This window comes from Nitrobacter sp. JJSN (genome assembly GCF_051912485.1).
Taxonomy (GTDB): domain Bacteria; phylum Pseudomonadota; class Alphaproteobacteria; order Rhizobiales; family Xanthobacteraceae; genus Nitrobacter.
Genome location: NZ_CP196822.1, coordinates 2,571,665 through 2,586,463 on the forward strand (window position 1 = coordinate 2,571,665; position 14,799 = coordinate 2,586,463).

16 protein-coding genes are annotated in these 14,799 nt (G+C 63.8%); 7 read left to right on the forward strand and 9 right to left on the reverse strand.

What is annotated here, in order from left to right:
* Positions 1 to 104 precede the first annotated feature (104 nt).
* Positions 105 to 923, reverse strand: coding sequence for a dienelactone hydrolase family protein (locus ACSZOQ_RS12820; RefSeq protein WP_439922885.1), 819 nt, complete (start codon positions 921 to 923; stop codon positions 105 to 107).
* Between the two features lie 179 nt (positions 924 to 1,102).
* Between ACSZOQ_RS12820 and ACSZOQ_RS12825 the strand changes: the two genes are divergently transcribed.
* Positions 1,103 to 1,330 (forward strand): DUF2093 domain-containing protein, encoded by a 228-nt coding sequence (locus ACSZOQ_RS12825; protein ID WP_439922886.1) that lies wholly within the window; start codon positions 1,103 to 1,105, stop codon positions 1,328 to 1,330.
* A gap of 1 nt (position 1,331) precedes the next feature.
* Here the strand turns inward: ACSZOQ_RS12825 and lpxK are convergent, their stop codons facing one another.
* The 6 genes from lpxK to ACSZOQ_RS12855 all read right to left on the reverse strand — a co-directional run bounded on the left by lpxK (position 1,332) and on the right by ACSZOQ_RS12855 (position 6,881).
* Entirely contained in the window at positions 1,332 to 2,336 is a 1,005-nt protein-coding gene (lpxK, locus tag ACSZOQ_RS12830) for a tetraacyldisaccharide 4'-kinase (RefSeq protein ID WP_439922887.1), read from the reverse strand.
* Complete coding sequence (locus ACSZOQ_RS12835; RefSeq protein WP_439926043.1) at positions 2,329 to 3,621, reverse strand: 3-deoxy-D-manno-octulosonic acid transferase; 1,293 nt, start codon at positions 3,619 to 3,621, stop codon at positions 2,329 to 2,331. Before ACSZOQ_RS12835 ends, lpxK begins: the two co-directional genes overlap by 8 nt.
* Before the next feature lie 48 nt (positions 3,622 to 3,669).
* Positions 3,670 to 4,374: a lysophospholipid acyltransferase family protein gene (locus ACSZOQ_RS12840; protein WP_439922888.1), complete on the reverse strand. Its 705-nt coding sequence runs from the start codon at positions 4,372 to 4,374 to the stop codon at positions 3,670 to 3,672.
* The gene (locus tag ACSZOQ_RS12845; protein ID WP_439922889.1) at positions 4,371 to 4,622 is read right to left on the reverse strand and encodes a DUF4170 domain-containing protein; all 252 of its coding nucleotides are present in this window, start codon (positions 4,620 to 4,622) and stop codon (positions 4,371 to 4,373) included. Before ACSZOQ_RS12845 ends, ACSZOQ_RS12840 begins: the two co-directional genes overlap by 4 nt.
* Before the next feature lie 65 nt (positions 4,623 to 4,687).
* Entirely contained in the window at positions 4,688 to 5,503 is an 816-nt protein-coding gene (locus ACSZOQ_RS12850) for a 3'(2'),5'-bisphosphate nucleotidase CysQ (protein ID WP_439922890.1), read from the reverse strand.
* The gene (locus ACSZOQ_RS12855; RefSeq protein WP_439922891.1) at positions 5,490 to 6,881 is read right to left on the reverse strand and encodes a TldD/PmbA family protein; all 1,392 of its coding nucleotides are present in this window, start codon (positions 6,879 to 6,881) and stop codon (positions 5,490 to 5,492) included. The genes ACSZOQ_RS12850 and ACSZOQ_RS12855 overlap by 14 nt, the downstream gene beginning before the upstream one ends.
* Positions 6,882 to 7,165: 284 nt before the next feature.
* Here ACSZOQ_RS12855 and ACSZOQ_RS12860 point away from each other — a divergent pair, with 284 nt between their 5' ends.
* Entirely contained in the window at positions 7,166 to 7,687 is a 522-nt protein-coding gene (locus ACSZOQ_RS12860) for a DUF6101 family protein (protein ID WP_439922892.1), read from the forward strand.
* A gap of 62 nt (positions 7,688 to 7,749) precedes the next feature.
* On the opposite strand, the gene ubiA is transcribed toward ACSZOQ_RS12860, so the two are convergent.
* Both ubiA and ACSZOQ_RS12870 read right to left on the reverse strand, forming a co-directional pair.
* The gene (gene ubiA / locus ACSZOQ_RS12865; protein WP_439922893.1) at positions 7,750 to 8,685 is read right to left on the reverse strand and encodes a 4-hydroxybenzoate octaprenyltransferase; all 936 of its coding nucleotides are present in this window, start codon (positions 8,683 to 8,685) and stop codon (positions 7,750 to 7,752) included.
* Positions 8,686 to 8,695: 10 nt separating this feature from the next.
* Positions 8,696 to 9,454 (reverse strand): hypothetical protein, encoded by a 759-nt coding sequence (locus ACSZOQ_RS12870; RefSeq protein WP_439922894.1) that lies wholly within the window; start codon positions 9,452 to 9,454, stop codon positions 8,696 to 8,698.
* 286 nt (positions 9,455 to 9,740) lie between these two features.
* Between ACSZOQ_RS12870 and ACSZOQ_RS12875 the strand changes: the two genes are divergently transcribed.
* The 5 genes from ACSZOQ_RS12875 (at position 9,741) to ACSZOQ_RS12895 (ending at position 14,713) form a co-directional block, all read left to right on the forward strand.
* Positions 9,741 to 10,508 (forward strand): 16S rRNA (uracil(1498)-N(3))-methyltransferase, encoded by a 768-nt coding sequence (locus ACSZOQ_RS12875; protein ID WP_439922895.1) that lies wholly within the window; start codon positions 9,741 to 9,743, stop codon positions 10,506 to 10,508.
* A gap of 87 nt (positions 10,509 to 10,595) precedes the next feature.
* Complete coding sequence (locus ACSZOQ_RS12880) at positions 10,596 to 11,771, forward strand: ATP phosphoribosyltransferase regulatory subunit (protein ID WP_439922896.1); 1,176 nt, start codon at positions 10,596 to 10,598, stop codon at positions 11,769 to 11,771.
* Entirely contained in the window at positions 11,768 to 12,745 is a 978-nt protein-coding gene (gene hisG, locus ACSZOQ_RS12885) for an ATP phosphoribosyltransferase (RefSeq protein ID WP_439922897.1), read from the forward strand. The genes ACSZOQ_RS12880 and hisG overlap by 4 nt, the downstream gene beginning before the upstream one ends.
* Positions 12,746 to 12,827: 82 nt before the next feature.
* Positions 12,828 to 13,874 (forward strand): glycosyltransferase family 2 protein, encoded by a 1,047-nt coding sequence (locus tag ACSZOQ_RS12890; RefSeq protein ID WP_439922898.1) that lies wholly within the window; start codon positions 12,828 to 12,830, stop codon positions 13,872 to 13,874.
* Entirely contained in the window at positions 13,871 to 14,713 is an 843-nt protein-coding gene (locus ACSZOQ_RS12895) for a ChbG/HpnK family deacetylase (RefSeq protein WP_439922899.1), read from the forward strand. The genes ACSZOQ_RS12890 and ACSZOQ_RS12895 overlap by 4 nt, the downstream gene beginning before the upstream one ends.
* Positions 14,714 to 14,799 lie beyond the last annotated feature (86 nt).

Genomic DNA, 14,799 nt, shown 5'->3' on the forward strand with positions numbered 1-14,799 from the left:
AGCCTTTCCGCTTCTGATGGAATCAAAAGCGGGGCTCTATGTTTTTGGTTTGACGCGTTTTCTTCATGCGAACCGGTGTCCACTTCGCTCGAAAACGCTATGGCTTAGCGCGCGAGCCATGCCGCGACCCGGCTTTGCGAGTCCGCTCGCGCCTTGGAATCAGTTCCGATGTGCCCGTGTCCCTCGGCAACCGTATGGAGCGGTGCATTCAGTCTGTCGAAACCATGGTGGGCGTTGGGATAGACGACAATGCGGGCAAGAGCGCTGCGTCCGCGCGCATCGTCGACCATCTGCCGGCAAGCCGACGGCGAACTGAGGTCGTCGTCGGCGCCGATCAGCACCAGCGTTGGAACGCGCGCACTCCAACCGAAGCGCGACGAGATCCGGCAGTCGGGGTAGAACGCCACCGCCGAGCGGAAATCGTCTTGCCGGCCGGCCAGTGCAAGCTGTGGACGGACCGCCCACAAAACGGCGCTGGCGCCGTTGTCCCATCCAAGCAGGCCGATACGGTCATGCAGAACCCAGGGCTGCTGGATCAGCCATTGTTGCGCGTCTCGGATATCGGCGACGCGCTCGCGGCGCGCGAAGATCTTGCGCTGTTTGGGCTGGCATTGCTGACCGGCATTCCGCGAACCATAGCTGTCCGGAAACAGAACGGCGTTGCCGGCCTTCAACAGCCGCTCCGCCCAATCCAGATAGCGCGGCTGGATTTGCCCGCTGTGCCCCAAGCCATTGCAGCCATGCAATGCAATGACCGTTGCAAACGGACCGTCGCCGTCGGGTTTGTAGAGCAAGCCATGCAGCAGGCCGCCGGCCCGCGGAATGTCGATCCGTTCTGGCGGCGGAGATTGGCCGAATGCTGCGAACGTTGTGACGCTCGAAACGGATATCGCAACCAAAACAAATGCTGACAGCAGGCGCATGTATCTTGCCGGATGGTCTGGTATGATGCAAAAAGAGACCTGAATTCAGACCTATCATGTGGTCAGAAAGATAATTCATCACAAATCGGTGGGTTTAAAGCAGGCCCCTGCGAACCTATCTATGTGGATAATAACCAGCCGACGGCGTGTTTGCGTCCGGAAGATGCGGGAGAGCGGCGGTGCTGAATAAATTTGGCCAGTCCGGCCAGGGCGAAGCGCGTGTGCAGTATCTCGATGGTGATTTCCGGGTGATTTCGCCAGGAACTTATGTCCGTTGCGCCGTCACCGACGCCCACATTCCGCTCGACGAGTTGAAATACTGGAGCGTCGACTTGCAGGAGGCTTACGCTCTCCCGAGTGCAGTCTTGCAGCGGCATTATCCGGGCGCATTGAAGGCTTCGTCCTAGTCTATCGCCGCGCACGACCGATCCGTTCCGTCAGGAACGACCGCAGCACCGGTTCATTATCAAACGCAAGCGTGACCGCGAAGGGAACGACGGCCTGCGCGAACGCTGCGAGGTTTTCGCTGCGCAGCCGCACCAGATCTTTTTCCGTCGTCACCAGCATCAGACCGTCCCGTTCGGCGGCGGTTTGCAAGTCCGTAACGTCGCGTTGTGAAAACGGATGATGATCGGCGAATACCCGCTCCACGGCCACATCGATGCCGCAAGCGCGCAAATTGCGGAAGAACCGTGGCGGATCGCCGATTCCCGCAAAGGCATAGACGCGTCTGCCGCGCAGTGTCGCAACCGATGCCTCATCCGGGATGAGCCGCGCCCGTAATACAGGGCCTCCCCGCGCCTTGATGCTTGCCGCAACGTCGTCCGCGGCGGCTCCGGCGCCGACGATCACGAGCGCATCGGTACGCGCGAGTTGCGGCGGCAGCGGCGCCCGAAGCGGCCCGGCCGGGAAAATCCGCTTGTTGCCCAGGCCACGATCGCCGTCGATCACGATTAGCGAGATATCTTTCGCGATCGTCGGATTCTGAAAACCGTCGTCCAGCAGGATCACGCTCGCCCCAAGCGCGCGGGCCGGTGCGATGCCCTCTGCCCGTTGCCGTGACACGATCACGGGGATCGTCCCCGCCATCATCAACGGTTCGTCGCCGACATCAGCCGCTGTATGCCGGTGTGGATCGACGCACAACGGACCGTGCAGCCGCCCACCATAGCCGCGACTGAGCACGACCGGCGTTTCGCCAAGCGAGCGCAGAATGCCGGCGAGCGCAATCACGGTGGGCGTCTTGCCGGCGCCACCGACATGGTAATTGCCGACGCAGATGACCGGCACCCCGGCGCGCATACCTGTCCGCATCAGCCGCCGCGTGGCGATCGCGCCGTAAAGCGCGCCAATGGGTATGAGCAACCGCGAGAGCAACGACGATGGCCTGTGCCAGAAGGCCGGCTCACGCATCGGCTGCTCCTCCTTCCAGCCGCATCTGCAGGAGATACGGCTCGAGCGCGGCCAGCGTGCGATTTAGCGCGCCGCCGAGCCGGTCCACCACCGCTGCCGCTGCAGCAGCAGCCGCGTCGCGAGCGGCGGAATCATTCAACAGATAACCGAGTTGCTGCGTCAGCGCGTCGCCGTCGTCGGCCCGGCGCGCGCCCCCCGCGCGGTCGAGCGCACCATAGACATCGGTGAAGTTGAAGACATGCGGTCCGTGCACGATGGAGGCATTGAGCTTGACCGCCTCGATCGGATTCTGGCCGCCATGCGGCACCAGCGAGCCGCCCATGAATACAATCGGCGCCAGGCGGTAGAACAATCCCAACTCGCCCATGGTGTCGGCGATATAGATGTCCGTCCGCGCCGTCGGCAGCTCCTCCAGCGAGCGCCGCGCGACCTGGACACCGGACGCCGCGATCATGCGGGCGATCGCTTCGCCCCGATTAGGATGGCGTGGAACGATCACGGTCAGCAGTGACGGGAAGTGAGCCGCCAGCGTCCGGTGTGCGTTGAGCAGGAGTTCTTCCTCGCCCGGATGGGTCGACGCCGCCACCACCACCGGGCGGCCGCGCGTGACAAATAGCAGTCGTTCCAGCCTGCTCTCGTCGGCCGGCGGAGCTCGCACGTCGAGCTTGAGGTTTCCGGTGATGACGACGTTGCGGCTGCCGAGCACGGTGAAGCGCTCCGCGTCGATTTCGGACTGGACGAGGCAGACATCGAACCGTTCGAGCAGCGCCGCGATCGTTCCCGACAGCCTGCGCCAGCGCGGAAACGAGCGATGCGACATCCGCCCGTTGATCAGCACCATCGGCACACGGCGCGCCGCGCCAGCCAGAATCAGATTGGGCCACAGATCCGATTCGATGAAGAGCGCAAGACTTGGCTGCCAGTGATCGAGAAAGCGCGCGACAAAGCGCGGCGAGTCGTAGGGAACGTACTGGTGGATGATATCCGGCGGAAATCGCTTCGCGACAACGGCCGCTGAGGTCACGGTGCCCGACGTGAGCAGAATGCGCATGTTCAGCGACCGAAGCCGTTCGATCAGCGCGGCTGCGGCCAGCACTTCGCCGACGCTCGCGCCGTGTATCCAGACCAGCGGGCCTGCGGGACGAAGCTGCCGGGTGATGCCCCGCCGCTCATCGATGCGGGCAGGATCCTCCTTGCCCAGCTTGAGTCGCCGCTTCAAAAGGGCTGGTGTCAGCGGGGCCGCGGCGGCGGACAGTCTGCTGTAGAAGCGCAGCGTCGCCGGCATCGGACTAGTACCCGATTTCCGAAGTTCGTGAGACACCGCAACACTCCCTTAACGGACTTCGGGCCTGCCAACCTTGGCATAGGCGCGGCGCGTGGCATCATTCAACGTAGCCTCGAGCCGCGCCCTCAGCGTCTCCATCATCTCAGCATCGGCATCCGCTGGAACCGAGATCGGCTCGCCGCCAACCAGCGCACCGCGTCCGAACGGCAGGTTGATGGTGGTGTGATCCCAGTTGTCGAGGCGAATGAAGCGGCTGGTTGCCATCGCAAACGGCATGATGGACCGTCCAGATTCTCGCGCCAGCATGATGATGCCGAGGCCCGCGACGCGCGAGCGCTTCGGCACATCGGCGGTTAGAGCCATATTGTAGTTCTCGGCGAGCGCGCGGACCATTTCCTTGAAGGCACCAACTCCGCCCTTGCGATTGAATGCAGAACCGTGGTCGCCGGAGCCGCGAACGGTTTCGATTCCAAGTCGCTCCGCCGCGAGCGCATTGAACTCGCCGTCGCGATGGCGCGAGATCAGGACCTTGCCGCGATGGTGCGCCCGCCTGATGAACGGTGTCATGAAATGTTGTCCGTGCCAGAACGCGAGGATCACCGGCATCTGCGGCTCGACAATGTCGTAGACATCCTCCGGATCATAGCTGAATCGGTTGGTCATCCAAACCAACCGCAGAAAGCCCGCGGCCAGAAGGCCTGCGAACTGCTGAAACCAGCGGGCACGTAGCAGATTGCGAAGCAGCTTTCTCAACGGGCGGGCTTCGTATCTTGACCAGGATCGAGCAGCCGATGGAGGTGCACGATGAAATACCGCATGTGGGCGTTATCAACTGTCTGCTGCGCCTTCGCCTTCCAGGCGGCAAAGGCCGACGCGTAGTTCGGATACAAACCGACGATCTCAACCTCGTCGAGGTCCTTGAAGGTCGTATGCGCGAGATCGGTCAGCTCGCCCCCGATCACCAGATGGAGTAATTGCTGGGGCGAACTGTCTGGCGGCATTGCGCGTTGTCCTACTATGTCGCCGGCCATCAGGCAAATACCACAAAAGTCCACCACACCGGCACTTACGGCAACGGATGTCCTCGAAAATGCGCGAGTATACGCGCGTGGCGAAGTTGGCCCGCCGCGACCAGCACGCCGTGCGTCACCTCGGCACGGTTATAGAGGATCGGCTCGCCCCCGAGCTCCGTCATTCTACCATTCGCCTCATGCACGATCAAATCGGCTGCGGCGAGATCCCAATCGCGGCTCTGGCCGGCGGCGAAGGCCGCGTCGATGCGACCCTCTGCGACGCGGCATAACCGCAACGCCAGCGAACCGATCCTGGGATGAAGGACGACATCCTTCCGCGAGGTGTCCAGCTTTTCCACAAGCGGTTTAGGCCCCGCGATTCGGGAAAAAACCAGGGTATCGCCGGGCGTCGTCCGCACCGGCACGCCGTTAAGCGACGCACCCTGCCCGCGCGCGGCAAGGAAGAACTCGTCCGTGGCCGGCGCGAACACTGCCGCGAGCATCGGCGAGGCACCCTCGATCAGCGCGACGCTGACGCACCAGTCATTATGTCCGGCCAGATAGCCACGCGTGCCGTCGATGGGATCGACGATCCAGACCCGCTGCTTACCGAGCCGCGAGGAATCGTCCGCGCTTTCCTCGGACAGCCAGCCGTAATCCGGCGTCGCCGCGCGCAACTTGCTTTCGATGAGGTCGTTGACAGCGATGTCCGCCTCCGACACCGGCGATGACGTCCCCTTGGTCCAGGTTCGCAGCTCGGTCCGAAACATCGCGCGTGCCAGTCCGCCCGCCTCGCGCACCGTCTCGATCAATAAAGCGCGATCTCGCGCCAAAAGGTCGTCTCGGCTGTCGGCGTTAGCGTCCGCCAACCGTCAGTCCTTCGATACGCACGGTCGGGGCGTTCGTGGCGTAACGGAACGTGAGATCGCTGGCGGGCGTCAGCGACTTGAACATCTCGATCAGATGTCCGGCGATTGTGATCTCGCTGACCGGATAGGTAATCTCGCCATTCTCGATCCAGAATCCGGAGGCGCCGCGACTGTAGTCGCCGGTCACGCCGTTGACGCCGGATCCGATGAGGTCGGTGACGTAGAAGCCCTGCTTGATGTCGGCGATCAGTTCAGCCGGCGTCATCTGTCCCGCTTCGAGATGCAGATTGTACGGCCCCGGCGACGGTGAGGACGAGACACCGCGGTGAGCGTGACCGGTCGTCGTCAGACCGAGTTCGCGCGCGGTCGCCGAATCCAGCAGCCACGACGTCAGGACGCCGTCATCGATCACCGCGAGCTTCTTCGTCGCGACACCTTCGGCATCGAAGGATTGCGAGCGCAGTCCGCGCACCCGCAGCGGATCATCGACGATCCGGATACCCTTCGCGAACAGCTGCTGACCGAGCCGGTCTTTCAGGAAACTGGTCTTGCGCGCGATCGCAGCGCCGTTGGCCGCGCTGACGACATGACCGACCAGCGATCCCGCAACGCGAGGGTCGAACACCACCGGCACCTTGCAGGTGGCGACCTTGCGCGGATTGGCGCGCGCTACGGTACGTTCGCCGGCGCTGCGGCCAATGCTGGCCGGAGATATGAGATCGGAGCCATGAAGCGCGGAGCTGAAATCGTAGTCGCGTTCCATGCCGGTGCCATCGCCGACAATCGCCATCATCGAGATGCTTTGACTCGAACGAAGATATGATCCCCGGAAGCCCGTGCTCGTCGCCAGCACCATCCCGCCGATGCCGGCGGATGCCGACGCACCGCCGGATTTCGTAACGCCCTTGACCGCAAGTGCCGATGCCTCGGCTTCGATTGCGCGCTGCTCGAGTTCCGCCGTCGACGGCGTCACGCGGTCGAGCAGATCCAGATCTGGAAAATTCTGCGCCAGCAATGCGGCGTCGGCCAGCCCGACATATTGATCATCGGGAGCAACGCGCGCCATCGCGACCGCGCGTTCGGCGAGTTTTGCGACATTGTCGCCGCCGACATCGTTGGTCGAGACCGTGGCTTGCCGCCGTCCGACCAGCACACGCAGCCCGACGTCATCGCTTTCCGAGCGTTCCGATTCCTCGACGCGGCCGTCGCGAACCTCGACACCTTGCGAGACGCCACGCACCGCGACCGCGTCCGCGGCATCTGCACCCGCACGCTTCGCAGCTTCAACCAGCCGCTCGGCGAGTTGACTGAGCGCGGATTGATCGAAGAGTTCGGATTCGGTGGATTTCGGTAATGATGTGTTTGGTGAAGAGATCACGAACAAAATCCTGGGGATTCGAGCAAGGGCTGCACGCCGACGGCCACATCATCAAATGTGCTTATTTTACGCGGACTTCAAGCATTCAATGATGCCGGAACAGAAGATTCTCGGCACCCTTACAAGATCTCGTCAATCATGTCGGCCAAGGGTCTGTCAATCATGCGCGCGGATCAAGGGCGAGGTACCTTCGATTAACCAGCCTTTTTAAGTGAATCCGGGCCGCGCTCTGGCATGCTCCACCCATCGACCGGAAACATAATTCCGGCGGGGAGATCGAAGCCGTGAGGCGTCAAACAACAACAAGCGGGGTCAATCCCGCCGGGTCGAGCCGCGATTTGCGGCTCGACCCTCTCTCACTGCCCGTCAGTTTCGCCGCACGAGACAGTCGTGCAGACGGCGGCGTCCGGCAGATCGAACTCCATCGCGAACGGGTGATCCTGCGCCGCGCCGTACACGGCATGCGGATGGCGATCAACGTGCGTGTCAGCGAATTCATCGGCGTTGCAGTGCGCGACACCGCCGAGGGGCGAGCGCTTGTTCTGCTTCACCGCGATCCATCGCTCGCCATTCCTCTTCTCGTGACCGAGGATGCCGGTGAGCGTGCCGCCGCGCGCCAAATCTGGAGCGAGATCCTCGCGCTTCCGCAACTCGCCGACGACAAGCGCGATCCGGCGCCGCGACGGCGGCGGAGCAATGCGATCCGTGAGCGGCGTCCGAGCTTCCTGGTGCGACGGCGCAGCGGCGATTTGCTCAACCCCGCGGCCATCTATCGTGGCGAACACGAGATCATCGCGCGGAATTGAGACGTTTTCCGCCTGGAGGGAAACATCTCGACTATCCACGGTTGATACCGCTCGAGAGCGCTCTAGGTGGCTGCCCCGAGCAGCGCGCTGGCCAACAGCCCCGCGAACAGTAACAATCCTGCATCGCGGTTGGACTTAAAAATCTTCAAGCAGAGCGCGGGATCGCCGATCTCGATTCGAGCGATCTGCCAGGCGAGATGCGCGGCAAAAGCCGCAAGGCCGATCCATGCCGGCCATCGCGCACCAGCCAACTGCAACGCAATGCCGACAAGAACAACGGCCAGCCCGTAGAAAATCGCAAGCGCGGAGCGCGTGCGCTCGCCGAACAGCAATGCAGTCGACTTGACGCCGATCAGCGCATCGTCTTCCGCATCCTGATGAGCGTAGATCGTGTCATAGCCGATCACCCATGCGATCGAACCCGCATAGAGCGCCAGCGCGGCCGCATCGATGCGGCCAAGCATCACCGCAAACCCCATCAGCGCGCCCCACGAAAAGGCGAGGCCAAGCACGACCTGCGGCCAGTAGGTAATGCGCTTCATGAAGGGATAGACCGCAACGATGGCGAGCGAGGCGATTCCGGTCGCGATGGCAAAACGGTTGAATTGGAGCAGCACGACAAGCCCCACCAGCGCCTGCGCCACGAGGAACATTGCGGCATGCGCTACTGTCACCTGTCCCGCCGGAATCGGACGCGACCGCGTACGCTCCACACGCGCATCGAGATCGCGGTCGTTGATATCGTTCCAGGTGCAGCCGGCACCCCGCATCGCGAACGCGCCGATAAAAAACAGCACGATGGTCAGGGGCAGCCGGCTCAGGTCATGGGCTACACCCGCGGCCAGCGCCGTCGACCACCAGCATGGCATCAGCAGCAGCCAGGATCCGATGGGTCGGTCGAGCCGCGACAGCCTGAGATAGGGCCTCGCCCACAGCGGCGCGCGACTGTCGACCCAGTTGCCCGCCGAATCGGCGACGCGCCCCGCCGCCGCGCTCATCAGACGCTCGTCATCGGGTAAGAACGTTGCCGTTCAAGGTATCGAAGGTGCTGCCGCCCTTCTTCGGTGTGGTAGCCTCCGGCAATCCGCCGGCCGACCCCAGGGCCTCGCTCAGGCTCGGGCCCGCGGGGCCGCGCATCTTTGCCTGCTTGGCCACGTCGCAAACCTTCTGATGCATGGCCTCCGTCGCTTTGTGGTTGGCGTGCATCTGCGTCCCGACATTGTCGGGAATTCCGCACTTCTGGGAATTTGTATCGACGAATTTGACCATTTTGGCTTCCGCCTGCGAATATTGCGCGATTAGTTTGCAAGCTTCGTCGGGCGGCGCATGACGGGCACCGGCGGCCTGGATCAGCTTGCCGCGCTTCTCAGCCTCTTCACGCAATGGAACGAAATTCTTCATGCACTCTGCGCCACCGGGCGGGCCCGCCTGCTGCTGCGGAGCCCCCCCGAAACCGCCCACGGGAGCCGAGCCGCCAGAGGGAAACGCCGCAGGCGCGCCGGTCGTCGCCGACGCCCCGTTAACGGGGGGAAACGGAGAATTCTGAGGCGCAGCGGTCCGTTGCGCAGGCGTCCCATTGACCGGCGGAAAGGCCGGATCGTTGGGTGTGCCGACCGAACCCCGCACGGGTGGAAACGCCGGATCATTAGCCGTCCCAGCCGCGCTATTGGGCAACGGTGCTGGAAACGGGGTCTGGCCCAGCGCGCCCGTGGCGCCGATGGCGAGCACCGCAAGCGTCAATGGAACAATCAGGCGTGGGGCGATCACAGCATTCCTCCGGCAGGACCAAATATCCGCAAAGTCTTTCGCAACGAACGACCTTCCGTGATTTCCGCTTTTTACGATCGCCGCCGATTCCTAACAACCCGACGAATTGGGCAAGAGCGCGACGCATGGCCGCGCCGGAACAGGCCGACGTCCCGAATCACGCACATTTTCAGCCAGCGACAGGTTAGTGATGCCACAAGACGCAAAAGTTCAGGACTGATTTCGCGTCGTCGTTTGAGACCCCGACTGTGTTGGTCTAAAAGCGGCTCCCCGCAGGATTTCAATCATGCCAGACACGGACTTTCGCAGTCCCCGGCTCTATGTCGATGCGCCGCTCGCCGCCGGTGGCCGGATTCCGCTCGACCGCGATCAGGGCAATTATCTCGGCAATGTCCTGCGCCTCGGATCAGGAGCGAAGGTACTGGTCTTCAACGGCCGCGACGGCGAGTGGCAGGCCACGATCTCGGGCCGCAAGCGTCTCGACCATCTCGATATCGTCGCCGCGACACGGCCGCAGGACCACCTGCCTGACCTGCATTATGTGTTCGCTCCGCTGAAACACGCCCGGCTCGACTACATGGTCCAGAAGGCGGTGGAAATGGGGGTCTCCGCACTAGAGCCGGTCCTGACCCGTTTTACCCAGGTCGCTCGTGTCAACGGCGAACGGATGCGCGCCAATGTGATCGAGGCCGCCGAGCAATGCGGCATCCTCAGCCTGGCCGCGGTCGAGGAGGCGGTAACGCTGGACCGCTGGCTCGGCCGCCGCGCTCCTGAGCGCCTGCTGGTCTTTTGCGACGAGGCCGCGCCGGTCGCTAATCCGGCGGCTACGCTGGAACCGATGTGCTGCGCCGCGCGCGGCGTCGATGTGCTGGTCGGCCCGGAAGGCGGCTTCGCCGAAGACGAACGGACGAACCTGCTCAACCAGCCCAATACCCTGCGGCTGTCGCTGGGGCCGCGCATCCTGCGCGCCGACACCGCCGCGGTCGCCGTCCTCGCCCTTGTCCAGACCGTGCTGGGCGACTGGACGGCGGCGGAAAAACACGCAACTCATTAAGCCACTTCCCCAATCGTGGTCGAAACCGTCAAACGGCCGTGCTAAGGGCTGCCCCTGAAAACACCTTGGAATCCATGAACTTCGATTATGAGCCGTAGCACGGAAAATCCCGCAACCCGATCGCCCTCCTGGGCGGATGGACTGCTGTCGTCGTTCGCCCAGGCCGGCTACGTCAAGGCGGAGCCCGCGATCCTGCAACCGGCCGAGCCTTTTCTGGACCTGTCCGGCGAGGACATCCGCAAGAGCCTCTACCTGACGTCGGACGCGGGCGGCGAGGAACTCTGCCTGCGTCCCGACCTGACCATCCCTGTAGCGCGGGACTACCTCGCCTCCAGCCAAGCCGGCCAGCCGGCCGGATTCTGCTATCTCGGGCCCGTGTTCCGCTATCGTGGCGGCCGCTCGAGCGAATTCCTCCAGGCCGGCATCGAATCGTTCGGCCGGCAGGATCGCGCCGCTGCCGATGCCGAAATGCTCGCGCTCGGTCTGGAAGCCACCGCGGCTTTCGGCATCACCGATGTGGACATCCGTACCGGTGACGTCGCGCTGTTCACCGCGCTGATCGATGCGCTCGACCTTTACCCGGTCTGGCGGCGCCGGCTGATGAAGGATTTCAATCGCAAGACCAGCCTTGCGCAGGATATCGAGCGGCTGACACTCGCCACCGGGCCCGGACACAACGAATACGAAGGCGTGCTTGCAGCGCTCGCGGGATCCGATCGCAAAGCGGCGCTGGCACTGGTGACGGACATGATGTCGATCGCGGGTGCAACCAATGTCGGCGGCCGTACCATCGACGAGATCGCCGACCGGTTTCTCGAACAATCCACGCTGAAGAGCGGCGCGTTGCCGCGCGACGCGCTGACCATCATCAAGCGGTTTCTCGCGATAGCGGGTGATCCCGATAATGCGCTCGGCCAGTTGCGCGCGCTGGCCTCCGACGCCGGCCTCGACATCCACGCCGCGATCGATCAGGTCGAAAGCCGCACCGGCTTCATGGCCGCGCGCGGCATCGAAACCCGCAGGATCAGCTTCGCCACCTCGTTCGGCCGCGGCGTCGACTACTACACGGGTTTTGAGTTCGAGCTGCAGCGCAAGGGCAATGGCGACGAGCCGCTGGTCGCGGGCGGCCGCTACGACGGTCTGATGACGCAACTGGGTGCAGCCGCGCCGATCCCGGCGGTCGGCTTCTCGATCTGGATCGAGGCATTGACGCAGGTCGGAGGCAATGCATCCGCGAGCGGCATCTCGGAGAGTTCGTCATGACCGCTCCCTTTGTTCTGGCCGTGCCGTCGAAGGGCCGTTTGCAGGAAAACGCCGAGGCCTTTTTCGCGCGCGCTGGGCTGACGCTTGCGAAGCCACGCGGCGTCCGCGACTATCGCGGCACCATCGCCGAGCTCGATAACGTCGAGATCGCCTATCTTTCGGCGAGCGAGATCGCCTCGCAGCTCGCCCGCGGAATGGTGCACCTCGGCGTCACCGGCGAAGACCTGATCCGCGAAAGCATCGTCGACGCCGACAGGCGCGTGGCACTGATCGAGGGTCTCGGCTTCGGCAGCGCCAATGTGGTGGTCGCCGTACCACAGTCCTGGATCGACGTCCGCACCATGGCCGACCTCGATGACGTGACCATCGGGTTTCGTGCGCAGCACAACCGGCGGATGAGGATCGCGACCAAATACATCAACCTGACCCGCGGCTTCTTCGCGTCGCATGGCGTGGTCGATTACCGTATCGTCGAGAGCGCGGGTGCTACCGAGGGTGCTCCCGCGGTCGGCACCGCCGAGATGATCGTCGATATCACGACGACCGGGGCAACGCTCGCCGCCAACGGCCTCAAGGTGCTGGACGACGGCGTCATCCTGCGCAGCCAGGCCAACCTGGTCGCGTCGCGCGACGCGGACTGGTCGAACGCTGCGCGCGAGACAGCGCGGATCATCCTCGATCACATCGCGGCGCGCGCACGTGCCAGCCAGTATCGCGAGGTGCGGACCCGCTTTGCTGGCTGCGATACGGCGCTGCTCACTGAAACGCATGATCGCTTCGGCGTGGTTTCACCCTTCGGCGGACCGACGTCTTCGGGCATGGTCACGCTGCACTGCCCGCCCGACCGGCTTTACGCGCTCGGCAGTTTTCTGCGTCAGCACGGCGCCGAAACGGTGTCGATCGCTTCGCTGGATTATGTGTTCGATCGCGAGAACCCGCTTTTCGCAAGACTGGAAACGTTTCTCCAGACGTAGAACCGTGTGCCGCCCGTTGAAGCGCGCGGCCGCACTCACTACCATACCAACCAGATCGAATTGATCACGCCGGAACCGATCGATGACGCCAGCCGCCAGTCTTCCCGGTCTGCCTGCTGACGTGGCCGCTGCGGCCGCGCAGGGTCTGTCGATCATTGTTCCCGTTTACAATGAAGCCGCCGGGCTCCAGCAGCTGCACGAACGCCTCGGCGAGCTTGCGGCAAAGCTGAGGCAACGTTTTGGCCTCGCCTGCGAGGTCGTCTATGTCGACGACGGGAGCGCCGACAATACGCTGAGCCTCGCACGCGCGCTCCCCGCCACCGCCCTGGACGTGCAGGTGTTGTCGCTCTCACGCAACTTCGGCAAGGAAGCCGCCCTGATGGCGGGCCTGGATCACGCGCGGCGCGGCGCGCTGCTGTTCATGGACGGCGATGGTCAGCATTCGCCCGACCTCGTGGAGCGGCTGGTGGATCACTGGATCAACGGCGGCTACGACGTCATCTACACGGCGAAGGCGCACCGGGCGAACGAGTCGGTGCTGCGGCGGATCGGCGTGCACAGCTTCTATGCGATGATCAACTGGGGCGCGCGTCAGCGGATTCCCGAGGACGCCGGCGACTTCCGCCTGTTGTCGCCTCGCGCCACCGCCGCGCTGCGCCAGTTGCCCGAGCGCAACCGCTTCTTCAAGGGCCTCGCAAGCTGGATCGGCTTCCGCCAGATCCGCGTCGACTATGAGCCAGAACCCCGCGCCCACGGCATGACTACGTTCAATGCGGCGCGGCTGCTCGGTCTGTCGATCGAGGGGCTGACGTCGTTCTCGGTGGCGCCGCTGCGGCTTGCCAGCCTGCTCGGGTTGCTGCTTGCATTCGCCGCCTTCCTGTTCGGCCTGTCGATCCTGTGGGAAACCTGGGTCGATGGCGAGTCGGTTCCCGGCTATCCGTCGCTGGTCGTCGGTCTGATGACCCTCGGCGGCGTGCAACTCCTGATGATCGGCATAGTCGGCGAATACATCGGCAAGATTCTCTCCGAACTGAAGGCACGGCCGATTTACTTCGTCGCCGAGCATAGCGTGAAGCAGGCCGAAAGCGAGCCATCCGCCGCCGACCCGCACCGGACCGCTGCCGAATGAGCGGCAATGAACCGCAACGCCGCATTCGGCTGTGCGCTGACGATTACGGCATCAGCCCCGGTGTCAACCGCGCGATCCGTGATCTGATCGAGCGGGAGCGCATCAACGCAACATCGGTGATGGTGGTCGGCCCCGCAGCCGGACACGATGAGGTCGAGACACTGGAAGCCGCGACCGCGCGCAATCCGCATTGCGTTATCGGCCTGCACGCCACTCTGACCGCGCCGTTTCATCCGCTTACCCTGCACTACCGGCCGCGCGATGGCGGGCTGTTTCCGCCGCTTTCGAAGATGCTGCGCGCGAGCCTGTTGCGCCGGCTTGAGCCTGAGATGATTCACGACGAGGTGACGGCGCAGATCGCGGCGTTTGCCGAACGGTTCGGCCGCGCGCCCGATTATGTCGACGGCCACCAGCACGTGCAGATTTTCCCGCAAGTGCGCGGAGCCTTTCTGTCGGCGGTCAGGAACGCCGCGCCCGGTGCATGGGTACGCCAGTGCGGCCGTCGCCAACCGCTGGCGCGGCGGCTCGGCTCGCCGAAGGCGCTGCTTTTGGATATTCTGAGCGCCGGGTTTCGCCGCCATGCCGCGCGGGCCGGCATCCGCTTCAATCCGGCATTCGCCGGCGCCTATGATTTCACGAAGGCAGACTTCACCGCGCTGATGCAGGAATTTCTGGATGGTTTGCCGGACGGTGGCCTGATCATGTGCCATCCCGGCTTTGTCGACGACACCCTGATCGCGCTCGATCCCCTCACAGACCAGCGCGAGCGGGAATACGCATTCCTGTCCGGGGACGGCTTTCGGGACATGCTGGCGGCGAATCGGGTGACGTTGGGCTGACTCACCCAAAAACAAGTCCTGCCGTTTTGCCGCACACTAAAATTTAATCGGCCACGATACTGTTTGCGACACAAAGCGCGCCTACA